The organism is Vallitalea maricola (assembly GCF_036985595.1).
Lineage (GTDB): Bacteria > Bacillota > Clostridia > Lachnospirales > Vallitaleaceae > Vallitalea > Vallitalea maricola.
Genome location: NZ_BTPU01000004.1, coordinates 54,574 through 78,698, shown reverse-complemented (window position 1 = coordinate 78,698; position 24,125 = coordinate 54,574). Strand labels below are relative to the sequence as shown.

At 30.8% G+C, this 24,125-nt stretch carries 21 protein-coding genes; 4 read left to right on the top strand and 17 right to left on the bottom strand.

Annotated elements, in window-relative coordinates; translation table 11 throughout:
* Nucleotides 1-2: 2 nt before the first annotated feature.
* Nucleotides 3-1,208 (bottom strand): sugar ABC transporter substrate-binding protein, encoded by a 1,206-nt coding sequence (locus AACQ14_RS01490; RefSeq protein WP_339361797.1) that lies wholly within the window; start codon nucleotides 1,206-1,208, stop codon nucleotides 3-5.
* Between the two features lie 216 nt (nucleotides 1,209-1,424).
* Here AACQ14_RS01490 and AACQ14_RS01485 point away from each other — a divergent pair, with 216 nt between their 5' ends.
* Nucleotides 1,425-3,026 (top strand): response regulator transcription factor, encoded by a 1,602-nt coding sequence (locus AACQ14_RS01485; RefSeq protein WP_339361796.1) that lies wholly within the window; start codon nucleotides 1,425-1,427, stop codon nucleotides 3,024-3,026.
* A 2-nt stretch (nucleotides 3,027-3,028) separates the two neighbouring features.
* Nucleotides 3,029-4,837 (top strand): cache domain-containing sensor histidine kinase, encoded by a 1,809-nt coding sequence (locus tag AACQ14_RS01480; RefSeq protein ID WP_339361795.1) that lies wholly within the window; start codon nucleotides 3,029-3,031, stop codon nucleotides 4,835-4,837.
* Nucleotides 4,838-4,894: 57 nt separating this feature from the next.
* Here AACQ14_RS01480 and AACQ14_RS01475 read toward each other — a convergent pair whose 3' ends face one another.
* Nucleotides 4,895-6,199 carry a hypothetical protein gene (locus tag AACQ14_RS01475; RefSeq protein WP_339361794.1) on the bottom strand — a complete coding sequence of 435 codons (1,305 nt, stop codon included), beginning with the start codon at nucleotides 6,197-6,199 and terminating at the stop codon, nucleotides 4,895-4,897.
* A gap of 138 nt (nucleotides 6,200-6,337) precedes the next feature.
* Here AACQ14_RS01475 and AACQ14_RS01470 point away from each other — a divergent pair, with 138 nt between their 5' ends.
* Together AACQ14_RS01470 and AACQ14_RS01465 are read left to right on the top strand one after the other, a co-directional pair.
* Nucleotides 6,338-7,162 carry an AraC family transcriptional regulator gene (locus AACQ14_RS01470; protein WP_339361793.1) on the top strand — a complete coding sequence of 275 codons (825 nt, stop codon included), beginning with the start codon at nucleotides 6,338-6,340 and terminating at the stop codon, nucleotides 7,160-7,162.
* An 81-nt stretch (nucleotides 7,163-7,243) separates the two neighbouring features.
* The gene (locus AACQ14_RS01465; protein ID WP_339361792.1) at nucleotides 7,244-7,654 is read left to right on the top strand and encodes an FxsA family protein; all 411 of its coding nucleotides are present in this window, start codon (nucleotides 7,244-7,246) and stop codon (nucleotides 7,652-7,654) included.
* A 90-nt stretch (nucleotides 7,655-7,744) separates the two neighbouring features.
* Here AACQ14_RS01465 and AACQ14_RS01460 read toward each other — a convergent pair whose 3' ends face one another.
* The 15 genes from AACQ14_RS01460 to AACQ14_RS01390 all read right to left on the bottom strand — a co-directional run bounded on the left by AACQ14_RS01460 (nucleotide 7,745) and on the right by AACQ14_RS01390 (nucleotide 24,108).
* The gene (locus tag AACQ14_RS01460; RefSeq protein WP_339361791.1) at nucleotides 7,745-9,016 is read right to left on the bottom strand and encodes an ABC transporter permease subunit; all 1,272 of its coding nucleotides are present in this window, start codon (nucleotides 9,014-9,016) and stop codon (nucleotides 7,745-7,747) included.
* Nucleotides 9,006-10,043 (bottom strand): ABC transporter permease subunit, encoded by a 1,038-nt coding sequence (locus AACQ14_RS01455; RefSeq protein ID WP_339361790.1) that lies wholly within the window; start codon nucleotides 10,041-10,043, stop codon nucleotides 9,006-9,008. Before AACQ14_RS01455 ends, AACQ14_RS01460 begins: the two co-directional genes overlap by 11 nt.
* A gap of 2 nt (nucleotides 10,044-10,045) precedes the next feature.
* Nucleotides 10,046-11,644, bottom strand: coding sequence for a sugar ABC transporter ATP-binding protein (locus AACQ14_RS01450; protein WP_339361789.1), 1,599 nt, complete (start codon nucleotides 11,642-11,644; stop codon nucleotides 10,046-10,048).
* A 118-nt stretch (nucleotides 11,645-11,762) separates the two neighbouring features.
* Nucleotides 11,763-12,920 carry a DUF3798 domain-containing protein gene (locus AACQ14_RS01445; RefSeq protein ID WP_339361788.1) on the bottom strand — a complete coding sequence of 386 codons (1,158 nt, stop codon included), beginning with the start codon at nucleotides 12,918-12,920 and terminating at the stop codon, nucleotides 11,763-11,765.
* Nucleotides 12,921-13,201: 281 nt separating this feature from the next.
* The gene (locus tag AACQ14_RS01440; protein WP_339361787.1) at nucleotides 13,202-13,606 is read right to left on the bottom strand and encodes a hypothetical protein; all 405 of its coding nucleotides are present in this window, start codon (nucleotides 13,604-13,606) and stop codon (nucleotides 13,202-13,204) included.
* A gap of 42 nt (nucleotides 13,607-13,648) precedes the next feature.
* Nucleotides 13,649-14,812: an ABC transporter permease gene (locus AACQ14_RS01435; protein ID WP_339361786.1), complete on the bottom strand. Its 1,164-nt coding sequence runs from the start codon at nucleotides 14,810-14,812 to the stop codon at nucleotides 13,649-13,651.
* A 13-nt stretch (nucleotides 14,813-14,825) separates the two neighbouring features.
* Nucleotides 14,826-15,473 (bottom strand): ATP-binding cassette domain-containing protein, encoded by a 648-nt coding sequence (locus tag AACQ14_RS01430; protein ID WP_339361785.1) that lies wholly within the window; start codon nucleotides 15,471-15,473, stop codon nucleotides 14,826-14,828.
* A gap of 13 nt (nucleotides 15,474-15,486) precedes the next feature.
* The gene (locus AACQ14_RS01425) at nucleotides 15,487-16,266 is read right to left on the bottom strand and encodes a class I SAM-dependent DNA methyltransferase (protein WP_339361784.1); all 780 of its coding nucleotides are present in this window, start codon (nucleotides 16,264-16,266) and stop codon (nucleotides 15,487-15,489) included.
* Between the two features lie 6 nt (nucleotides 16,267-16,272).
* Nucleotides 16,273-18,633: a B12-binding domain-containing radical SAM protein gene (locus tag AACQ14_RS01420; protein ID WP_339361783.1), complete on the bottom strand. Its 2,361-nt coding sequence runs from the start codon at nucleotides 18,631-18,633 to the stop codon at nucleotides 16,273-16,275.
* A 16-nt stretch (nucleotides 18,634-18,649) separates the two neighbouring features.
* Complete coding sequence (locus AACQ14_RS01415) at nucleotides 18,650-19,990, bottom strand: aminotransferase family protein (RefSeq protein WP_339361782.1); 1,341 nt, start codon at nucleotides 19,988-19,990, stop codon at nucleotides 18,650-18,652.
* Nucleotide 19,991: 1 nt separating this feature from the next.
* Nucleotides 19,992-21,419 carry a PqqD family peptide modification chaperone gene (locus tag AACQ14_RS01410; protein WP_339361781.1) on the bottom strand — a complete coding sequence of 476 codons (1,428 nt, stop codon included), beginning with the start codon at nucleotides 21,417-21,419 and terminating at the stop codon, nucleotides 19,992-19,994.
* Nucleotides 21,403-21,618 (bottom strand): hypothetical protein, encoded by a 216-nt coding sequence (locus tag AACQ14_RS01405; RefSeq protein ID WP_339361780.1) that lies wholly within the window; start codon nucleotides 21,616-21,618, stop codon nucleotides 21,403-21,405. The genes AACQ14_RS01410 and AACQ14_RS01405 overlap by 17 nt, the downstream gene beginning before the upstream one ends.
* Nucleotides 21,615-22,973, bottom strand: a complete 1,359-nt coding sequence (locus AACQ14_RS01400; RefSeq protein ID WP_339361779.1) for a B12-binding domain-containing radical SAM protein — start codon at nucleotides 22,971-22,973, stop codon at nucleotides 21,615-21,617. Before AACQ14_RS01400 ends, AACQ14_RS01405 begins: the two co-directional genes overlap by 4 nt.
* Nucleotides 22,951-23,253, bottom strand: a complete 303-nt coding sequence (locus AACQ14_RS01395; protein WP_339361778.1) for a hypothetical protein — start codon at nucleotides 23,251-23,253, stop codon at nucleotides 22,951-22,953. Before AACQ14_RS01395 ends, AACQ14_RS01400 begins: the two co-directional genes overlap by 23 nt.
* A 24-nt stretch (nucleotides 23,254-23,277) precedes the next feature.
* Nucleotides 23,278-24,108, bottom strand: a complete 831-nt coding sequence (locus AACQ14_RS01390; protein WP_339361777.1) for a CPBP family intramembrane glutamic endopeptidase — start codon at nucleotides 24,106-24,108, stop codon at nucleotides 23,278-23,280.
* Nucleotides 24,109-24,125 lie beyond the last annotated feature (17 nt).

The following is a 24,125-nucleotide window of genomic DNA, read 5'->3' as shown; positions in this document are numbered from 1 at the left end:
CCTTACCATTGAGCCGGCATATATTTATCAACATTTTCTTCAGTTATGATATTACTAGATAGATAGTATATATCATCTATCTTCTTTCCATTCAACCAATCAGCTGCAACCTTTATAGGAAGTGCCCCATCTGCCTCTGCTGATTGATAGGTTATAGCAAACAAATCTCCTTTTTTAACTGCATCCATTCCATTTTTACCATTACCAGATGCTACAATAACTATGTCATTTCTTCCTGTTTCCTTACAGGCATCAATAGCGCCGATTGCTTGTATCGAATCATCACTACAAACGATACCTTTTAATTCTTCACCATATTCATCAATCCACTTAATTACTATTTCCTTAGAAATATCATAGTCAAAATCACAGTCCTTACTATCAAGTGTCTTAATATCAGGTGCATACTCCCTGAGCTCCGTAATAGGTGCCCAATTCCTTGCATAATACGGCGAACCGCCTACTGGTGTATGCCTAAGATAACAGACACCACCTTCTTTACCTAATTCATCAGCCAAACTCCTTGCTAACATACGAAAAGTTTCCCAATCATCTGGTCCAGTCCATGAAAGGCAATATTTTAATGCCTCAGATTCTGGTAGTGTATTGAAGAATATTAGCGGTATACCCTCTTCATTGATTCTTATAGCTTGAGATACAGCTTCTTTTTTATCAATGGCTGCTAATATAATCATGTCAGCACCATCTTTTATTGCATAATCTATTAATTGATTCTGCTTTAATATATCTCCATTTGGATTTAACATTCTAAAATCTATCCCATATGCATCTGCTACCTTTTTAGCTCCAATGCCAACAGCTGTCCAATAAGGATGTTCAGTAGTAACGATTACATATATTTTCTTACCTTTAGCTCCATCAGCAGGTGACGATGGTATATTAATTTTGTCTTGTACCCACCCAGGGAATCTAATATCATACCAATGCATAGGATCAACTAAAGGTAACAATTCAGGATTAGAAGGTCTTTCAGGTATTTCTTTTATTTTGGTTGGATAAATAAGTAACTGTCCATCATAGGACTTCAAATTTGATATATCAACCTGTAAATCAGTATTACCCTCATTTACTGATTGATCATTTTCAGAGAAATTGTTATCTTGGTAAATATCATCATTATATTTACAACTAATAAATAAAGTTGCTGCAAGAAAGATTGTTATAACAAGTGCTAATAATTTCTTCAAAAAACTCCTCCTTAAAAGTATTTATTATTATTGTTAATATTAGCACATCACTTACGATAGATACATTATAATTTGCTTACAGGAAAAAGTTAATTCAATTTCTTAAGATGTTTTGGTCCATTTATTAACAATACTTGTAAGCATATTGATTTTTTAACTATATGATGATATGCTTTTTTTAAGTTCTTAAAACTAAGACAAAAAGGTGGGGCATATATGTATAAACTTTTGATTGTCGATGACGAAAAATTGGTTCGTTCCTCTATAAGTACTATCATTGATTGGCATTCTCTTGGATTCACTGAAGTATATGAAGCTGAAGACGGAGAACAAGCTCTAGAAATAGCATTAGACAAAAAACCTAATCTTATACTAACAGATATCAAAATGCCTTTTATGGATGGTCTTGAATTAACCAAACAGGTCAGAAAATATCTTCCTACATCCTATATAGTTATATTAAGCGGCTATGATGAATTTGAATTAGCTCAAGATGCCATAGCTCTTGGGGTAAAAGACTATATCTTGAAACCAATAGGTGCAAAAACTCTATATAATAAAATTGCTCAACTATGCAAAGAAATCAATCTAGAAAATGACCAGCGTAATTACTTGACAAAAATGAAAACTCAATTGCATCAAAGTCTTCCTTTATTAAGAGAACGATTATTGAATATGCTCATATGTACTCCTGGCAATAATGACAGGATTATTGATCGACTATATTCCCTTGGAATAGAATTCAACCTTGCACCATATACAATATGTGTAGTAGAACCTGATCTGAATAGTATCCTGCCCAAAGATTCAGAGATATATTATTTTGCAGTAAAAAATATAATCTACGATACAATAGGAAAAAGCTATTATGTGTTTTCTGATAATAACAATAGAATAATAATTGTTTTCAACAGCAGTCAATATTTGAGCCCTATGGAAAATCGTAGCATCATATCAGTTACCCTTCAAGTAATACAAAACAACGTCAATTATCATCTTAACATACCTTTAACATCTTCAATAGGAATTACCGTAGACAGTATCTACAGGCTCTATTCATCTTATACAGAAGCTTTATCTGCACTTGAATGTAAGTATACATTAGGAAAGAATAATACCTATGATATTAATGACCTGGATTATATTCAACCAGAATTCTATTATCCTTTTGATACTAGCGGATATTTATTGGAAGCAATAAAAGCTGGTGAAGTAAATAGTATCAAACAAACATTATCCAACATATCTACTTTATTGAAAAATCAAGAAACCCTAACATGGGTTAATATCAAACTCATATTTATAGAAATAATTACAAGCATACTGAAAGTGGTAGTTAAAACCAGTGATGTTTCTTCCTCAACATGGGAAGAAGGTATATCTCTATATGATACTATTGAAAAAATGGACACAATAGATGAAATTGTTGCAAACGTTCAATCTTTTTGTATAAAAGCATCTGAGAAATTGGCATTAACCAGAAACAATAGTAATTATAATATCATAGCCAAAGTAAAAGACTATATCGACAATAATTATGAGCAAGAAGAACTTTCCCTTAACTCAGCTGCTGATTATGCCTCTGTAAGTTCTGTTTACTTAAGTTCTCTGTTCAAGAAAGAAACTGGAATCAATTTTAAGACCTACCTGATTAATAAGAGAATGGATAAAGCTATACATTTAATAAAATCCACTAATTTTAAGACTTATGAGATAGCACATTTAGTTGGATTTTCCAATCCCCATTATTTTAGTGTTTCCTTTAGAAAATACACTGGTAAATCACCTACTGACTATAGAAAATCCTTGGAGGAATAATAATGGTAATAACTAAAAAGTATCTTGAAAAAATAAGACATATCAGTATACGTACTAAAATACTATTATCTTTTTCTTTGGTTATTATTTTATTAATCAGTTCAACACTTATCTTTGCACTTAGTAAATATAATAATAAGCTCCTTAATAACAATATTGATTATTCCAAAAAAGTTACTTCATCACTTGTTGTCAATCTGGATGAATATATCTACCAGATTAAGTATATTTCTAATATAATTGCTTATAATCAATATGTACAAAAATACCTTAATAAACATGATTCTTATTATAGTATTGATTCATCTGATAGTTTTCAGCGTACACTGGAATTCCTATCGAATATTATCACTTCTCGAAGTGACATTGACTCTATACTGATTTTTGATAATGATAAATTATCAGTATTCAAGAGCACACACCTTGACCTTAATACCAATTATGATTATAAAAATCAGTTATGGTACAAAGACATATTAAAATCAGGCGTTACCCCTAAGATATCAGGTCCTCACAAACAAGAGTACTTAGATAATCCAGAAATCAATGTATTTTCGGTTAATAGAACCATTCAAAGATATGACGGACTAAAAAAGACAGGAGTTATACATATAAGTGTTAATCTATCAGAATTAAAGAAATTCTGTGAATCAGAGATATTATATAAGAATGGATTCATATTCATAGTCAACGATAATGGAGAAATAATCTATCAACCTGCTAATAATATTACTAACAGCAAAAAATTCACTTCATTGGGGAAGGATGTAACCAACATATTACCCAAACTAACTAATAATAAGATTAATATCTTCACTGATACAATATATGATGAAAAATATCAAATCGTATCAAAATATATGAGTAATGCTAATTGGTATATAGTAGCTGCAACTCCATACAAATCTATTACCGAGGATGCTGAGCATATTAAGAACATTATTGTTTCCATGGGACTATTATCTCTGATATTAGCACTTGCAATAACCTATATCCTATCAACTGCAATAACAAAACCAATACTCAACTTGCGAAAATGTATGGTTGAGGCTACAGAAGGAAATCTTACTATCAGGTCAAATATAAAATCAAAAGATGAAATAGGTATATTATCCTCCAGCTTCAATGGTATGTTATCTCAGATTGAAAAGTTGATGCGGCAAGCAATATCAGACCAAGAACAAAAGCGCAAGCTTGAATTGAAAACCCTTCAAGCTCAGATAAATCCTCATTTTCTTTATAATACACTTGATTCAATAATATGGATGGCAGAAAGTAAAAACGATAATATAGTTCCTATGACTGAATCATTATCCAAACTTTTTAGAATAAGCCTTAGTAAAGGTAATGATATCATACCTCTATCTTCTGAAATTGAACATGTCAAGAATTACCTATTTATTCAAAGCATGAGGTATACTGACAAATTTGACTACTCAGTATCAGTAAAACCAGAATTATTGCGTTATAAAACCATAAAACTTATTCTTCAACCCATAGTTGAGAATTCTATCTATCATGGAATAAAAAACAAAAGGGGTAAAGGTAACATCAGTATCAATTGCTGTATCAATGATTCAAAATTGTTAATTACAATAACAGATGACGGTATAGGAATGGACTCTGAGACCTGTACCAAAATATTATTTCCTTCTTATAAAACCCATGGACGCCTTAGTTCTGGTATTGGCGTACATAATGTTAATGAAAGAATAAAACTATATTTTGGGAATCAATATGGTCTTAGATATGAAAGTACTATTTCTGTTGGTACAACAGTTTACATTGACTTACCTCTAATAGAAGATTAACAGCAAGTAGATTAACGCTGTATGGCTCCATGGCCAAACAGCGTCAATCTCAATCTATTAATTACTATATTCCTCAGCTATTCTCATAGCGATCTTTTCCCATTCCCATAGTCTTTTTGGATGATAATTGACAGTAGATATATCCTTCATGATAAGTTCTACATGGCATTTTCTCTCTGTCCTGTCCATGAATTCTCTTATTTCTTTTTCAGCTTGTTTTACGGACCAGTTATTTTCAATAAATATTGCAGGATTTACTTTTCTACTCATAACATAATCTGTTTGTACTTCTTCAATTATTCTATCAATATTACACCATGGACTCACAGATAGTTTTCTAAGATTGGGTATTCTTCTAAGGAGATTCATCTTTCTATCTAGAGGTTCACAACATCCGTAATAAGTATGTCCCCATCTGCTTAACCATCTCATATCATGTTCAATAGCAAAATCCCAATGCATCTGTGGAGATACTTCACTGAATATCTGTGCGTTAGAACATCCCCACATATTATGAGGTTTTATATAATCAGGGTCATAATCTTCGCCTGGAAGAGAATTTATATAGCCATAACCACCTGAACCTATTCTTGTATTATTACAATCAAGTGATAATAGATTTTGGTCTACAAATTGGTCTAACTCAACCATCCAAGCATCAACCATCTTTTCTACTGCATCATGAACCATATCTGGTCTCATGACCAAATCCATCATTGCTTCCTGCACACCCCACCATCTGATTAGATAATCCCATGGAGTAAACCATATGTGTGTCTGTCCAACCTTCTTCACAGGAATTATACCTTCAAATATATCACACATTGCTTTATAAGCATATTCTGTAGCTTCTTTATTATGAGTTATTTTTGGCAATTTGATCTTTTCTATATCTTCAGGTTCTTTTATCTGGATTTTGAAATGCCTTGAATATATTCCATTGGCTTCATCTGTTTTTATGACATCTACTTCTTCTTTTATTCCGAAATCAGTGCTGTGAATAACCAATGGACATTCAATATATGGATTTACAATCATATCTCCTGGCATATGATTCCATTGATAAATAGTCTTTCTTAAATTATCCTCAAGATTCCTTGCCCACTCATGTTCACATTGTAAAGTCAATTCATCATTGACATTCATTTCATGCCAAGGTATCTCGTTAATCCATACCATTGGTCTAGCAGAATCAAGGTCATTAAGTTTCGTCCATAATACTGCTTTTTCTTTATGTATTGGTAAAGATGAAATTTCTGCAATTCTTGCCCCAAGTTTTCTTAATACCTCTTTATCTTTCTCCTTGAGTACAATCTCTTGTGCTACAGGTGGCATAGTATGATGACTCGGATCATGCAACATATGAATCTCCTCCTTAATATATATAATATTGACTTTTAGCAATTCACTATTTATACTAATAATATAATATACTTAACTGATTGTGAATTAATAATCTAAACTAATATATACATATTATTAACTTAAGGAGTTGTTTATGTGGATAATCTTAACATTAAAATTATAAGTGGAGGATATAATAATTGTTCCCCCAAATGGAGTTCCAAGGTTACAAAAGATAATTGTTACAAGATATATTTTCCTGTTCATGGAAAAGTCAATCTAATGCTAGATAATAATATTTATAATATTATTGCAGGTAATGTATACTTTATTAATGGATATAAACTTCAAGAACAGATTTGTCCTGAGTATATGGATGTATATTGGATTCATTTTCTGCCTAGCTCACTATTTTTAAATAAGATATTGGATTACCTTCCTCCTGTTTATTGTTGGGAAAAAAGCAGCAAAATAATAGATAATATCAACTACAAAAGTATTCCTGAGTTATTTGATAATCCCAGAAACGCTAGAAATAACGTGTTGGAAACAGCACCTTTAAGTTTGCCTATCTATATTAATTCTTTTATTCTCCTTTTGATATCAGATATGATGGAAAACCAGAAAGAATTGGTTGATAACATATCCTACGTTGAATATGAAAAACTAAAACCTTCCATAGATTTTATTAATAATAATTATGATAGGACATTAACTCTAGAAGAGATTGCAGGAAAAGTTTATCTCAACCCTATATATTTTCTTAGATTGTTCAAGAAGAATTTCAATATAACTCCCCAACAATATATTATGAAAAAAAGATTAGATGAAGCATGTAGTCTCCTTAGGGAAACAGAATTAACCATCAATGATATTGCCAACCAACTAGGGTTCTGTAACCAGTTTTACTTTTCTAAAATATTCAAAAGAAATTTTAACAAAACACCTTCACAATATAGGAAATTATTAATATTACCTTAAATTAATAAAGGATTCAAGATTTATTCATATACTGTTCATTATTTTGGTTTATACTTATAAGAAAGAAATGAGGGCTTGAAAATGAAATTTACATTTGGAAAATTACTTTTAATCTTTACAATAGTACCATTTGTTGAGTTATATATATTATTGAAGCTGGCTAACATAACATCTGCTGGCATTACATTACTTATAATAGTTATTACAGGTATAATAGGTGCTTATTTTGCTAAACACCAAGGAAGGGCTGTAATTCAGAATATACAATATGAAAGTAATAGTGGTCGTATGCCTGGTAATGAACTACTACACGGATTATGTGTTTTGATAGGCGGTATTTTATTAGTGACTCCAGGGATAATAACAGATTTAGTTGGATTCAGTTTACTGTTGCCATTAACTAGAACATTTTATGTTAATTTTATTAAAACATATTTCCGAAAAAAATTTGATGCAGGGAATATTAACATATATACATCGAACAAATTCTAAGTTAGGGGCTGTTTCATGATACATTATTTATATTGAATGTATTATGAGACGCCCCTTCATTATTGTATAATCTACTTATTATAATGTTTTTTACATTTTACCTAGTTTATACTTCTTCCAAGCATGCAATCCAAGTGATACACCTATTACCCCATATACTACAAATGCTCTGAAGAACTCACCTATCTGAGCATCTCCAAATAGTGCTTTACCAGCTGTTGGAGAAACAATGAATATCATGTGAAATAATACAACTCCCGTAATTGCATGACTAATCTTAGCATTGGTTACTGAAGCACCACCTATCAATATTGCTGCTATTGAGAACATAGCCACCTGCATATGACTGCCGTATGTGTTCATTGTACCTATATTTTGCAAGAATATTATTTGTCCCCATGAAGCAAGGACTGTTGATATTATTACCGCTTGTATTCTGGTTCTATTAACATTAATACCGGCTACCTTAGCAATATGCTGGCTATGACCTACTGTTCTGAAGTTCTGACCAATCTTAGTTCTCATTATGAGCTTATTGAACAAGCATAAAACAGATATTACAATCCATGTAATAAGTGGTATCTTAAGATTCTTGTACATATTATCCCCTAATAATATTAGTATACTGATAACTATCAACACTATACTTGAAACTACATATACTATATAAGTTTCTTTTGACTTCTTGACTATTCTATCTTTTTTGATTCTCTTTAGATTATATAATGAATAAATAATTAATAATACTGCTAGAATAATGATGAAATAGAATAAATTTAGCCTAAAGATTCCATCTAGAGCATATTTTATACCTCCATCCCCATTAACACCATTGAGAGCTATGGTATTCCTTAAGCCTATTCCATCAGGTTTTATCATAACACTATTTTTCATAGGAATAGCAGTACCAACCATGACAAGGAGTAAGAATTGATATAAGCCATTAGCAAAGAAACTGACTATAAGCCCTGCAATCATTTCTTGTCCTTTTGTAGCATTGAATAATCTTCCAGTCAAATATCCGAACAATATGGAGATTGGTAATGCCAAAACTATACATAGTAAAAAACCTAAAATCCCATCTACCTGCCAATAAGTGACTGCTATAATTGATAATTGTCCTGCCATGGCTCCTATTACTAATCCAAAGTTAAGTCCAAGACCTGCTAGGATTGGTATTAATAAGGATAATACCAAAAATGAATTTCTTGATATCCTATTTATCAATTCATTGAAGATATATACGGAATTGAGTTCTGATAACATCATGCCAATAAGTGAAAGTGCAATAAAAATAATAGATACAATATTACTTAGAACCAACTGCTTGATTGACGCCTTATTAAAGAATCTAGCCAACATATTTACCCCCTTTCACCTTAGTTAAAGCATATAGAATTATCCCATTCTGAACTACCATTCTTATCATTTCAGAAATATTTCCTTCTGGGAACATTTCATTCGCTACAGGCATAGAACTAGCTAATAGTCCTTGGAATAGTAGAACCCCTATAATAACATGAGATATTTTTGCTCTTTTAGCAGTTGCACCACCTATTAGTATTGCTGCTACAGCTGGAAAAGCCATCATAAGAGGTGCTCCATATAGTTGTACAAATCCGTAGCTTGAGGAATATATGATTATACCAATTGCTCCAAGAACTGTTGACAGCATATTTGCTATAATCCTTCCTCTATTTATGTTAACGCCAGATGCTTCTGCAAAATTTGGATTCATACCTGCTGCAAGGATAACAATACCTGTTTTACTCTTAGTAAACAAAAATACCAAAAAGCACATTAATAAGAAAAATAATATTAACCCTGTAGGAATATGTACACTGCCAATATGAAAATCCCAAAAATCATTCAATACATGACCAAAAGTAGTTTCTAATGTAAATGTATTTCTAAGTCCTTTACCTATAGGCCAAACCATTTTCTTGTTACTGAAGGGTAAGGCTATCCATGCTATACACATTAATTGAACCATTGAAAACCCTGTATATGTAGCTATAGTCATTTCAGAACCTTTTACCACATTAAGAAGCTTTCCATATAAATATCCAATCAGTAGCGCTATGGGTATAGCAAATAATATTGCAGCAATTAAAGCAATAAATCCCTCAAAACCGAATTCAACGCTTAATACTGCTCCCATTAATCCACATAAAATTCCAATAGGCAAAGCGAAATTAGGTCCTACACCAGATTGAATGGAAGGAACCATTGCCAATACTAATATTCCATACATACCAAATCTTTTTATTATATCAGTTAACAGCATACTCATAGGCAGTCCTTGAAACTTAGCTGCTACTAATACAATGATAAATAGAATAGAGATAATTAATCTGGGAATACCAATTTTTTTAATGACCTTCTTCATTGTTACGCCTCCTCTTCCATTATTTTATTTAATGGAATACCCGACATAAGTAATCCAAATTTTTTATTAGTATCGGAAGGTCTCAATATTCCAGCTAATTTCCCCTCGCTTATAATGGCTATTCTATCTGCTATACTTCTTACTTCTGCTAACTCAGAGGAAGTCATAATAATGGTCATACCTAACTCTTCATTAAGTTTTAATAAAAGGTCTAACACTAATTTCTTAGCACCTATATCTATACCTCTTGTGGGTTCTGAAACAAACAAGACATCCGGTTCTTGAGTAAGTGCTCTGGCAATACATACTTTCTGCTGATTCCCACCACTTAATCTTCCTACATGCTGTCTACTACTTGTACATCTAATATCCAGTTCTTTTATCCTTTTCATTGAATATTTTTTAATCTTGGTGAAGTTCTTCAGCTTAAAGAATCCAAGATTGATCAAAAACTGCTCTTTTATATTGAGTGCAGTAAAGATCATGTTAAGTTCAATGGATTCATCAAGAATTAAACCAACATTCTTTCTATTTTCTGATACAAAAGCAAATCCTTTTTTTAATGTATTTTTTGTATCGTTAAGTATTAATTCTTCTCCGTTATACAGGACTTGACCTTTTGATGGATACAGACCCATTATACCGTTAGCTAACCCTATCTTACCTTGACCTGCAAGTCCACCTATTCCAAATATTTCACCTTTACGTATCTGTAGATTGATTCCTTTCACTTTTTCTCCTGGCATATCAACATATAAGTTCTTGATATCCAGTATAATTTCCTGTGTAAAATCTTCACTAACCTGTTTGTTTTGTATATCTATCTTTCTTCCAACCATAAGTTCAGCCAGTTCCCCAACATCTGTTTCGTCTGCTCTTTTATTACATACTCTTACTCCATCTCGTAGAATAGTGACATTATCGGCTATTGATATAACCTCATCAAGCCTATGTGTAATAAAAAGAATGGCAATTCCAGAATTAGCAATCTTCTTCATGGCTGTTAATAGATTTTTTGCTTCACTCTCTGCTAAAACAGCTGTTGGTTCATCAAAGACAAGGAGTTTTACATTTTTTTTATCAATCTCTCTGGCAATTTCAATAAATTGCATATGTCCAACAGGTAATCCAGCTACTTTTATCCATTCATCAATATTGATTTCCAGTGTATCAAGAGCTTTTCTAGCATCTTTATTCATTTTTCTGAAATCTACTGTTTTTAGCTTTTCCCCTAGAGCACGGCTTACTAAATTGTCTTTCAAGATTTCTCTATTCAACTTTATATTTTCTGTTATAGTGAATTCTGGAATCAACATGAATTCTTGGTGTACCATACCAATACCTAACTGCATTGCTTCTTTTGGAGATTTCACATCTATTTTTTCTCCTTCAAAGTATACTTCTCCTTCAAATCCACCTGTATTATGAATTACTCCCATTCCAAAAAGTATATTCATCAAAGTAGATTTACCTGCACCGTTTTCTCCAACTAAGCAATGTATTTCTCCAGGTTTTACTTTTAGTTCTACATCTTTTAGAACCTGATTGCCTGAATAATTCTTACTTATATTTTTCATTTCAAGTAAATAATCACATTCCATTGTTCTCCTCCTATATTTTTAATTAGATAATAAAAAGAGCTGTCTCATAATACTTTTAATGGGTAAACTCTTGATAGATGTATTATGAGTCAGCTCCTACCTATATCAGTAATATTTTCTATAAGTCTATATAGTCTATAAGAACTAAGAAATAATTATCGAATTTCTTACCGTTTTCTTCTAGTAGAGTAACATTGATATCAATGTCATCACCATAATTACTTGTATAATCAACAAAACATTCTTTTAATTTTTCGTTATCTATCTTATCCCCCCATTTACCTTCAATCCACTGTGACGCATACTCTGCACCAGCTTCAATAAACATCATATTAACAGGAACAGGCCAAGTAGACATTCTGCCTGTCATATTGTTTTCAGCATTGATTCTTCTTATTTGTTCAATAACATAGTTAGCATCGCCTTTTTTGTCCTCTGGGATTTCAATTTGTAGAGCAGAAGGAAATCCATGATATGGAGATGGACAACAAGGTTGAGGATATATACCATGTTGTTGGTATATAGATTTTATCAATGGTGGCTGCATAGAACAGTTGGTTGAGAAGAATGCTGTATCTTCTCCATACTGCTTAATCTTTTTAGGTACATCTTCCAGGATGAATTGCTGTGCACCAGATATTCCTGCATCACCAGTTGGATCTGGAGCAGTAGCGTCAACAAATTCTATACCTTCTTTTTTACAGTTCTCTTTTAGTAGGTCTCTCCTTGCTGCAAGTAGAGCATATGACATATGTCTTGGGAATGAATAATGAACCAATGTCTCGGCTCCCTGTTTTTTTATCTGCTCAACTATAGCTGTGCCCATTCCAACTTCATCCATTTGGAAACATATATCTGCTCTGTCAGCTATCATGTTAGGATCTTCTCCTGATGTAGCAGCAATTATCAACAGATCATCTCTTGTCTCGAGAACCTTATCTATTGCTGCTGATGTACCAGGAACCGCTTGACATATAACAAGAGCCTTTACTTTTGGATCAGCTGCAATACCAGCTATATTGGCTATAACAGTTTCTTGTTCATCCATGAATTTTTCTGGATAAGTTTGAAGGATGACTTTATCTTCGCCATATCTCTCCATGAATACTTCTTTTGTCCTCTGTGCAGCCCTATATTCTTCCTCATTTTGAGCAACTGTACCAGTAATGATACCTATCTTCCAGTCACCTGAAGATTTTTTACCACACCCTACAAACATTGATACACCAAGGGCTAATACTAGAAAAATTGAAAACAATCTTTTTAACTGCTTCATTAATAATACCTCCCACAATCTCTTTTATTAATTGATAGTTAACTTATAGATAATAGTACCTATATAAAATCTAGTAACAAGTTGTCTAAAATCTGCTAAAAAAAATAACGTTGATTAATTTATCTCGTGTATCTTATTATTAATATAATATATTTTACTGGACATAGTATTATGTATGTTTTCAACAAAAATAATGAGGTATATAATAATTATCTTTATACATAATAAAAAACTCCTTAATCAATAATTTTAATTAAAGAGTTCTCTTGTTATAATTTATATTATTTTAGTTTTCCATAAACACTATAAGTTCCTTTTTCAGCCATATCGTCTGGAGAATTGCTATTGTTAATAATAATATTACAATACCATAAACCTTCTGATATCTTCACATCCACACAATCCTCGTAGTTGCTTCCGCTTTTTGTATATAGGATTTCATTTCCCTTATCAATAATCTGAATTGTAATATTCCCCTGTTCTACAGATGCACTACATTCAAATTTCAATATGGAATCTTTTTTGACATTGAAAGGTATAAATATACTGTCTGTGTACTTTCCAAAATCCACACTTTCCTCAAACGCCGCTTTGGACGTATGTTGTCTATTCATTAAATTGAATACAAAAATAAATGATATACATATCACAGTTAAGACCAATAATAGTTTTGTATCTCTTTTCATAGGCTTTCCCCCTATAACAATTTACAATCAGATATTATTTAATTACTTCACCATAGCTTCCATAGGATATATTCTATATGTCTTAAGTTTAATCAGAACATACTTGATGATTATAATAAACAAGCAAAGCCCTGCCATATATATGATGACTCCAGTATCCATAGAATATATGTTCATCTCATATCCTAAAAAACTAGTTGCACTACTATTCATTGCATTCAAGATCAAGGACACTAATAAAATGGAAATGACAAATACTCCTCCTACGACTATAGATAATCCTCCTACAAAGATTTTATTGATATATCTATTGGATAGTCCTAGAGCTTTTAACAAACCTATCTTTTTGGATAAGCCTTTCATCAGATACGATATCAATAAGAAAACTATAATAAAGTTGCTGACAAGCATCATAACAATATTTATTATTATGTTCCTATGCTTATTATTATTAGATTTAAAATTGGAAGATGTACTTCCCACATTATATTCTCCTATCATGTTAGTAAATTCAGAAATAGTATTTTTGTAGGTATTAATGCTATCATTATTCTTGAAATACACTATAACTTCATTTTCTATGACTTTTGTATCATTCAGATCTTCATATGTATCTATAGAAAGCATGATCGAAGATTTGAATTGCTCTACATTGTCATCCAATATACCTACTACTTTATATTGATTAGGTTCTACATCAGCTATATCTTTCTCTAATGTGACACTTAGATTCACCAAATCACCTATACCTAGATTATATTCCTTAGCTGAATATGGACCAATGACTACTTCTTTCTCACCACTCCTTGGCAACCTTCCTTTAGCAACACTGTTCTTTAATTCTTGTTGAAAGAATTTGTCTTCAACACCGGTAACTACATAATATATACTTTGAAAAGTAAGACGATCATCTATATAGTAAAGATTTCTTGTAATGTTTTTATATACGCTCATATCTTTTCCATATAGTTCTTTCAATGCATCTGATAATCCATCTACATCATGATATAACCAATAATGGAAGACTCCGTCCTGACTTGATTTACCTTTAAGGTTGATATCAGGTGTTAAAACAGATTTAGTCTGCTGTTTAATTATTTGATATTGTACTCCTCCATAGGTTAGAAGCAGAACAAGAAAAACAAAAAATATTATTAGAAATCTTTTCTTCTCAAAATAAATATCCATGAAAATCTTTTTGCTCATATTATTTCCCTCCCTACAGATTGATTACATAATCAGCACAATCATCAAAATAATCATCATGACTTGCCACTATTACAATTTTATTTTTGTTATGACAGTAACCATCAATGAATTCTACAATGTTGACTGCATTATCTTTATCAAGATTAGATACAGGTTCATCACATATCAAAACAGATGGATTTTTCAGTATAGCACGTGCAATACCTACTCTTTGTTGTTCTCCTCCAGACAATTCATATGGGTAATGGTTGATTCTATCTTCTAATCCAAGTAATTTAATTATACCTTTAGCTTTATTATATATTTCTTGTTTATTAACCTTGTTTTTCAATACGTCTACAATAACTACATTGTCCATTACTGTGAGATTATCAAAAAGATTGTAATCCTGAAATACTATACCTATCTCTTTTCTACGGAGATTACATTTCTCTTCTTGTTTTAGGTTACTGACTATAATATCATTAAAAATAATTTTACCGCCATCTTCTTTTTGTAAAAACGCAAGCAATGTCAGTAAAGTGGTTTTACCCTTTCCCGATTCTCCTTTAATCAAATATAGTTTTCCTGACTGGAATTCATAATTAAAATCATTAATAACATTAATCCGTCTCTTCTTCTTAACAAACTGTTTAGATAAATGTTCTACTTTTATCATAGCAATAGCTCCTTTACTTTTTTAAGACAACAAATTTCATTTTACCTGTCTCATAATTAACAGCATTCAAAGTATATGTTCTTTCATGCTTGAAGGCTGTTTGATCAATAATATTACTAATCATTTCATTATTTAATAGATATTTGGATGTTGAAGTAATGTATCTCTTAGTTTTATCATCTATATTGGTTTCACTGTAAATATTAACTATTGATCTATCCTCGAATATTTTTTCACTGATTATTGCATAACCTTTTTTATCTTTGTTAAATAAGAATGTTGGTCTTTTTTCTCCTAATTCAATTTCTTTTGGACAATCCAAGTAATTGAATACGAATACTCCTCCATCTCTCAGGTTGTTGTAGACATTATTGAATAATTTTATTCTTGTCTCATCATCTTCCAATAAACATATAGTAATCCTCGCTAGAATAATAATATCATATTTGGATGATGAAACATGTCTAAGCATGTCATCACATACAAGAGTAGGCTTTACATTCAACTTAGAACATTTCTCTTCTAATATCTCCAGCATATCTTGTGATATATCCAAGCCAGCAGCATCATATCCTCTTTTCAATAGTTCCACTAGAATTCTACCACTGCCACATGCAAACTCCATAATATGATTACCATATTCCCTTGCCAGCTTCTCATATAACGGTACATCAAATATATCATTTACATTAGTATCATAGAACTTGGCAAAATGTCCAGAATATATTTCCTCTTCATATACATCGGGTAAACCCATCTCTTTTATTTCTTTACAGAATCCAAAGTATTCCAATTATATTCACCTCTTAACCAGCATATTATTTTTTTCTAATTTCAGTATTATATCTATATAACGTTCATCATTAAACAAAATATCTTCCTTAAATCCCATTAAATATTTAGCTGTATCTTGTTCATCTTTTGTACAATATATCATGGTATTACTCTCTAAGTTGTAGATAATGGATATATAATCATATTCAAACATCACTACCTCATCCTTGAAAGAATATGAACCTCCTGGATTACAATCTTTGCATATAGTGAATCTTATCTTATCCTCACCTTCAATATTAAATAGATTAAAGGTGTAATAGTGATACAATATGTTTTTCATTCTAAGATAGTGCCAAAGCCCTGGATTACATCTAACATGTTCACAAAACATTTTACGGTTCAGGAAATGTGGTAAAAATGTACATTTAGAACATTTACTATAAAATTTACAGTTACTACACTCAGCACTACTGTTTTGTTCCATTTGTTTTGATAAGTTATCTACCAATTGATTGGTGGTATCAGTAATTAAACCAACTTGTCCATGATTAATACAAAGATTAACCTTTTCATCTGATAAAGTTACTCTATTAAATTGACTTAAGGTACAAATTCCACTGAACATACATGCATTATTAATAATTCCGTTCTTAATATCATTAATTGTGAAATAACCTTTACTCATAACTTCTGCAGCTTTGTTTTCTAGTTCTATCAACTCTTGTAGACTATTTAAACTTCTTGTTGTAATACTAAACTTTTTACTATCATATAAGTTATCTATTTGTATATTAGTAATATTGTCTTTGGTTCTAGTACTGATTATTGATGGTACATACTTATCTGATTTATAAGCTGTTTCTAGAGTATGGTCATACTCCTTGATACAGTATTTGATATTTTTTCTATCATCACAGAAAAGATAATCCTTACTTAATGAAAGCTTATTATTATTGCGAATAATCCTTCCATGCATATTAATATTATTATCAATAAAATCCAAATAGTCATTGGCATCATCTTTTACAAATACATTGTTAAACTTGCTATATCTGTTAGTAAAAGGTATTCCTGAATAATAATATAGGATATCTTTGACTATTTTGCTTTTTCTAGTTGACTGCTCAATATAAATATCATTAAGTATATTCTTCTGTTTCAGCAGATTATAAATTTTACCCATATCATAATTATGATAATAAGTTCTATAAGGTAATACTGTGGGTGACATATCCTTGTGGGTATCATATAATCTACTATTTTCAAAGATCCTGCTGTCGGGAAAACTTGTCATGAAACATACGCTTATATTGTCCATCTTTTTATCTTTCACATAATCTATAGTCCTAAATGCATCTTCTAACTTTTCAAAAGGCAATCCAAAGTTAATACTTATATATGGATTAATTCCTACCTCCTCACACTTTTTATAAGATTTTCTTACCTTTTCAATGAATTGGGATGAATTCTCTCTACCTACTACCTTACCAAGCTTAGACATAACTTTGTTTGATGCTGTTTCAAGACCAATCACAATATTTCTAAAGTTTGCTTCACTCATTAGATCAATTAATTCTTCAGATAATAAATCTGCTCTTGTACAACACCAATATGTATATTTTATTTTGTTATTAATTATCTCTTTGCATAATTCTTTGGTTCTATTGTTATTTATGGAAAAACAATCATCATAAAAATTGACTTTAAGACTGCTATAGGAAAAGTATTTTTTAATATATTTTAATTCATCAATGATGCCTTCAATGCTATGGGTTAAATATCTATTCTTTGTATAAGAACAAAAAGCACAATTACCGTAACATCCTTTTGATGTAATCAATCCTACGTTCTCCAATTCTTCTATTGGAACAGAACCACTGCTATAAGGGAATCCAATATCATCTAGGGTATAATCATAATATCTAATACCCTTTTCAACAATTTCAGTTCCTTTTCTGTAAATAATGTTATCTATATGATCCAAACTACAACTGTCGATAAGATTATAAATGGTCATTGGTTCTTCTTGTAAGACGCATATATCAACCATGACTTCATCAAGAAGGTTGTAACCTATAAAATTACTTACTGGTCCAAAAGCAATTATTTTATTATCTTTTCTACAGGCTTTCAATCCATTGATGATGACCTTTGAAATATAATAATTGTATTCATTAATATAGAAAATGTATGTATCTGTTTTATAATTGAACAAGTCATTAATCAACTCATGGTAATTATTAATATCTTTATTTATATATTGAATAACTTCAACATCATTCTTCCTTAAATAAGAAGAAACATATGCAGAATCAAGCTGATATTCTGCTCCTGTAATATATCCATTGACTACATTCATATAGATTAATACTGCATCCAACATCTCTGCAAAACCCCAATCAAAATACTAAACTAGAAAATACCTGCTCAAGAATACCTACTAATTCATCTACTTGTTCTTCATTCATAATCAACATAGGTAATAATGTCAATCCTGACTCAGCATGAGATACAATTAGACCTTTCTTCAATAATTCATACTTCAATATCCCTATCTGTTGTATAGAAAGATGACTATTATTCTTCTTTCCTCTTATAAGTTCTATTTGTAGAAGACATCCTTTGCCCCATATATCATTGACATTTTTATGATTTATAATATTTTTACTTAGCTTATCCATTAGATACGAATTAATATGTTTGACATTCTCTCCAATATTAAGTCTTGAATACTCTTCTATGGCAGCTATACACGCCGCACATGATGCTAGGTTACCTCCTTGAGTAGTTCCATGATATAATAATCTATCAGATTGATTATATACGGAATATATCTTTTCATTAAACATAACTGCACCCAAAGGAAGATACCCATTGTTGATTCCCTTAGCCATACAAATTATATCTGGTTCAATATTAAGGCGATTACTATATAATGCTTCTCCAGTTCTATAGAACCCTACTGTTACTTCATCTACTGTTATCAAGATATTATATTCTGTACACAATCTCTGTACCATTTCAATATATTTATCAGTAATAATAGATACGCCATTAGAAGCTAAAATAGGCTCAATCAAAATACCAGCTATTCTATCATGATTTTTAATAATATATTCTTCTATATCCTGTAATTCCTGATTATCTCTTTCAGTATCAGATATATCTTTTTGTTCTATCTCAGGGTCAAAGAATACAATATCATCTACTAATGGACCATATCCAGCTATATGTTTCCTGCTTAAACCACTTACTCCCATACTTCCATAATGTGTACCATGATATGAATTATTGAAACTGATTATTGCCTTTTTGTCATTACGTTTTCTGATAGTCCAATATTCCCTCATAGTTTTAATAGCCAGTTCTATACTTTCAGAACCTGAACATGTGAAAAATACTTTTTTCATATCACATTTGCTAAGGGATAGTATCTTATTAGCACAAGCAATGATTATTGGATTAGTATAATAGAAGAGTGAAGTAAATGGTAAGGCATATAACTGTTTATTTATTGCTGATATTATTCTCTCATTTCCATAACCTAAGGCGATATTCCACAAACCACTTGATGCATCAATATATTTTTTATTGTTTACATCAAATAGATAGATACCTTCACCACGAACAAAATTACGCATACTGAAATAATCTTTATTGACTGATGAATAGGGGTGCCATACAGGGTACTTGAAATCCATATCATGAGATATGACATTCCTTAGATTTAGATTGTTCATGTTATGCCCCCTCTTTATCAATGATAGGTCTTGTATAGTTCCATATTATCTCAAGCATAGCTTTCATATAATATTCACACAAAGGATCTTCTCCATCAATATTACCTTCATTACCAAGAGCACAAGCTCTACAACCTCCACCGCAAAAATATCTCATTTTACAATCTTTACATGTTGATATATTGTCTACAGAGTATTTATATGCTACTTCTTTACCCTTTTGCATAATATCTTCCATATCATCATCTAATATATTTCCTAATCTATATTCTTCATGTTGAAGAGAAGGACATGGATACACGTTATTGTCACTACTGATACTTATAGTCCCGCATCCTAGACTGCAATTAGTAACTTTATGCCTATTAATAACTTTCTTTGATTGATCCGCTGCCATGGATAGTTCAACATATTTTCTCTTCTTATCCTCTTCTAGGAAAAACTCTTCTGTCTCCCTAATATAATGGATACGTCTATTGATTCTTTCCATGTTTTTCATAAATTCTCTTACATTTGTTTCATATTCATCAGGATCTGATTCAATGACTGGTTTGTTGTCTACTCCTCTGCCGACAGGCATTAATCTAGTCAGATGAATACTATCTATATCATGTTCATATGCAAACTTTGGTATTTCCGGCAGATTACTTATATTATATTTAGTAGGTGTGAATGAAATAATCAATCTTTTAATGTTAAATTCTCTAGCTAATTTAAGGCTTTTTACCATCTTATCAAACGAACCTTTACCTCTTGTTTTTTCATGATATTCTCCTTGGGTACCATCAACAGATACTTGTAATGAATGGATATTAGGTAAGACTTCCTTATATATTTCATTACCAACAGTACCATTAGTTATTATTACAATATTCTTGTATTCTAGTTCATTCAATCTTTTTGTCAATGTTGGTAAACCCCCAAATAAAAATGGTTCTCCTCCACTGATTAAAACTGTACTACGATAATCTTTCGGTATTTTTTCTAGAAAATCTATTACAGCATCAATATTAACCTCTTCTTGCTCCACATCTGCACATGTTGAATTGGAATAACAAAATGGACATCTTAGATTACATTTTTCTGTAACATGTATCCATACATCATTAGGATACTCTGCCGAAGCTGGTTCCAAAATAGTCTTGGAATGACCTGATTCCAATAACAATTCTTTATTGATAGCTTCTTTCAAGAAATCGCTGAATTGTTCTTTTAGAAAATCAGTTCCAAAGGAATATAATTCTGATATTTGCTGTATAACGTTTTGCAAGGTTTCTTTTCCATCACATCTATTCAATATTTCTTTTCCAGTGGAATTAGTTCTAAGCCAATTGACATTATTATAATCAATAAACAAATATTTATTATCTTTTTCTATTATTTCAAACTCATTATCCAATGTATAGACTTTATCATAATCTAAGTTCATTTTTTATATCCTCCCCTTCAACTTTTTTTCCATCTGGATATATGATAGTCTTTATTTCATCAATGGGACACCATATCTTGATATCTGATTTTGGGCTGGTCTTCAATAATGCTCCCTTTTCATTTAACAGGTTATTAGTAACTATTTCTCCACAAAAACTCAAGTTGGATGTAGTTCTTAGAATTATTTTATTTATCATTTTACCCACTCTCTTTTCAAACTTTCTATTTTTACAGCTCTAGCTAGATATTTTGATGATTTATAGAATATTTCCCTTTGGTCGTTAACAGTAAAGTTATCAGTTTTAACGATAGGATCCAATAAAGAATATTGTTTGTATCTGCTAGCAGTTATTTCTAATCCAAGTTCGTCTTTATGAGTATGCTGCCATGTTCCAGGAAAAGGAGTATTAAATGACAGTGCAATTTCGGCTCTATATTTTTCATACATCTCTTTTATAAATAAATATGTTTCTTCCATGGTGTCTTTGGTATCGCAGAAATGACCTACCATGAAAGATAGACAAAGGAATATCTTTTTCTTGTAAGTATAATCAATTATTTTTCTTGCTTTGGTAAGATTTATTCCTTTCCTAATGCTATTCAAAACTTCTTGACTGGCACTCTCAATCCCATATTGTATAGCTATACACTTATTTTCTGACATGAGATTGAGTAATTCTTCTGACATCACGTCTATTCTTGATTCACAATGCCAATAGATGTCAGGGTCATATTCACTCATTAGTTCAGTGAATTTTTTAACTCTATCAGGAATAGCGGTGAATGTATCATCAACAATATATATTTTCATTACTTTTGTATTCAATAATGCTCGCATCATAACTATTTCCATGAATACATTTTCTATGTTTCTTACTCTATATGTAGCTCCAGATAATGTTGTTGCTGAACAATAAATGCATCTGCCAGGACATCCTCTGCTTGTAAATATGTTTATTATTTCTTTATACTTTGATATATCTACCAAATCTCTTTTTACTAGTGGGGCTATATCCAGATCTGTACATTGTTTTCTAAGCTTATTCTTAATAATCCTTCCATCTCTTTTAAACACTAATCCGTCTATATCCTCCAGCTTTATGAGACGCTCGTTGGTCTCTATGGCTTCAACCAATTCAAGCATGGTTGATTCCCCTTCTTTTCTAATAATATAATCAACATATTGAGATTCTATGCCATCTTCTGGTACAAGTGTGGGATGAGGTCCACCTAATACAATTGGTACATGGGGATAGACCGACTTTATTTTTTCAGCAAATAGTTTTGCTAAATCAATATTTTCTGTGTACACCGAAATACCAATTAAAATTGGCTGCAGCTGTTCAATATTGTGAATTACCTCTTTGAAAGGCATTCTATGATAGCATAAATCAATTACAGTTGCTAAGTAACCATTAAGTTCCAGCCATGTTCCAAGTGAAATCAGACCTAAAGATGGATTATATTGTGTATCACTAGAAAAATCTTTTTGTAGATAAGTTTGAATCGGTAGATTAATCAGTAGAATGTTATTCGTATTGTAACCACCCATCTATTTCATCCTCTTTCATATTAATAATGTTATTGTCAATCAATAATTGTATTGATTCCTCAACTATTTCTTCAATATAATGAGGTTCGTCAGTATCTTTATATTCATTTATCAAAATGTTATTGATATCATCAATAGTATTTATACCATTGATTAATTCAAGCACAAGTTTTACGGATTTATTTAGAAGTAATTTTTCAAAATTGTTATTGACTACTGCATAATCCCCCTCTCCCTTCCAATTGATTGTTTTCACTTCTGGTACCAAATTCTTATTCATAATATCCTCCTATCCATGAATCCATTAATTTACAAATAGTAATATCAAATTTAGGAATGTCCCATTTATGACTGCATGAAAAACAATACATGGGATAATACTTTTAGTTCTTTCTATTATCAAACAATTAGTTATTCCTAAAACCATAATAGCAATTAGATTGTAGATTGCTCCCATTGAATAATTGTTAAACGCATCAATAACTAGTGACATATGCCAAAATGTGAATATAAGTGAAGTTATGATTGTAGAACTAGTCTTACCAATTATATCTCTAAAAAAATTGTATAAGAATCCTCTAAAAAACAATTCTTCCAATAAAGCTGCCATAAAAATAAATTGAAATATATTTTGAATTAGATTATCAGGTGAAATATAATTATAGGCACCAACAATAATTCTTACTATACTAGTTATAATATTAGGTAGACATATAAGTATTGTAAATAGACCTATCTTAAAATTGATCTTCCACATATTTTTTAAATATATTGGTTGTCTTATTATCATATAAATAATAGGTATTATAAAATAATAAGCAAGTATATATGAAGGTATTAGATTAATCCCATTTATGACTAATCCTTCATTAAAATACCCTAAGTCAAGTAAAATTGTAATGAGATAACATCCTATTATGCTAAATATTATATATATGCTATCCACCCATTGTATGTAACCTTTTTTCATGTATACTTTTTTATTGAATCTCATTAATAATAATATACTGATAGCTGATATTAAGAATAGCAAACCATATATATCAACATAAAAAAACGGAATAATATATAGTATAATATATACATAATCATCTTTACCTTTTATTTGTTTGATAGCTTTTTGAATAAGTATCACCTCATATTTTTTAAAAC

What these genes read in the sequence shown, in the direction of transcription:
- AACQ14_RS01405 (WP_339361780.1), bottom strand. Translation starts at nt 21,618, where the DNA reads ATGATAAATAAAATAATTCTAAGAACTACATCCAACTTGAGTTTTTGT.
- AACQ14_RS01410 (WP_339361781.1), bottom strand. Translation starts at nt 21,419, where the DNA reads ATGAACTTAGATTATGATAAAGTCTATACATTGGATAATGAGTTTGAA.
- AACQ14_RS01415 (WP_339361782.1), bottom strand. Translation starts at nt 19,990, where the DNA reads ATGAACAATCTAAATCTAAGGAATGTCATATCTCATGATATGGATTTC.
- AACQ14_RS01450 (WP_339361789.1), bottom strand. Translation starts at nt 11,644, where the DNA reads ATGGAATGTGATTATTTACTTGAAATGAAAAATATAAGTAAGAATTAT.
- AACQ14_RS01395 (WP_339361778.1), bottom strand. Translation starts at nt 23,253, where the DNA reads ATGAATAAGAATTTGGTACCAGAAGTGAAAACAATCAATTGGAAGGGA.
- AACQ14_RS01420 (WP_339361783.1), bottom strand. Translation starts at nt 18,633, where the DNA reads ATGTTGGATGCAGTATTAATCTATATGAATGTAGTCAATGGATATATT.
- AACQ14_RS01400 (WP_339361779.1), bottom strand. Translation starts at nt 22,973, where the DNA reads ATGGGTGGTTACAATACGAATAACATTCTACTGATTAATCTACCGATT.
- AACQ14_RS01445 (WP_339361788.1), bottom strand. Translation starts at nt 12,920, where the DNA reads ATGAAGCAGTTAAAAAGATTGTTTTCAATTTTTCTAGTATTAGCCCTT.
- AACQ14_RS01435 (WP_339361786.1), bottom strand. Translation starts at nt 14,812, where the DNA reads ATGAGCAAAAAGATTTTCATGGATATTTATTTTGAGAAGAAAAGATTT.
- AACQ14_RS01485 (WP_339361796.1), top strand. Translation starts at nt 1,425, where the DNA reads ATGTATAAACTTTTGATTGTCGATGACGAAAAATTGGTTCGTTCCTCT.
- AACQ14_RS01460 (WP_339361791.1), bottom strand. Translation starts at nt 9,016, where the DNA reads ATGTTGGCTAGATTCTTTAATAAGGCGTCAATCAAGCAGTTGGTTCTA.
- AACQ14_RS01465 (WP_339361792.1), top strand. Translation starts at nt 7,244, where the DNA reads ATGAAATTTACATTTGGAAAATTACTTTTAATCTTTACAATAGTACCA.
- AACQ14_RS01455 (WP_339361790.1), bottom strand. Translation starts at nt 10,043, where the DNA reads ATGAAGAAGGTCATTAAAAAAATTGGTATTCCCAGATTAATTATCTCT.
- AACQ14_RS01475 (WP_339361794.1), bottom strand. Translation starts at nt 6,199, where the DNA reads ATGTTGCATGATCCGAGTCATCATACTATGCCACCTGTAGCACAAGAG.
- AACQ14_RS01430 (WP_339361785.1), bottom strand. Translation starts at nt 15,473, where the DNA reads ATGATAAAAGTAGAACATTTATCTAAACAGTTTGTTAAGAAGAAGAGA.
- AACQ14_RS01480 (WP_339361795.1), top strand. Translation starts at nt 3,029, where the DNA reads ATGGTAATAACTAAAAAGTATCTTGAAAAAATAAGACATATCAGTATA.
- AACQ14_RS01440 (WP_339361787.1), bottom strand. Translation starts at nt 13,606, where the DNA reads ATGAAAAGAGATACAAAACTATTATTGGTCTTAACTGTGATATGTATA.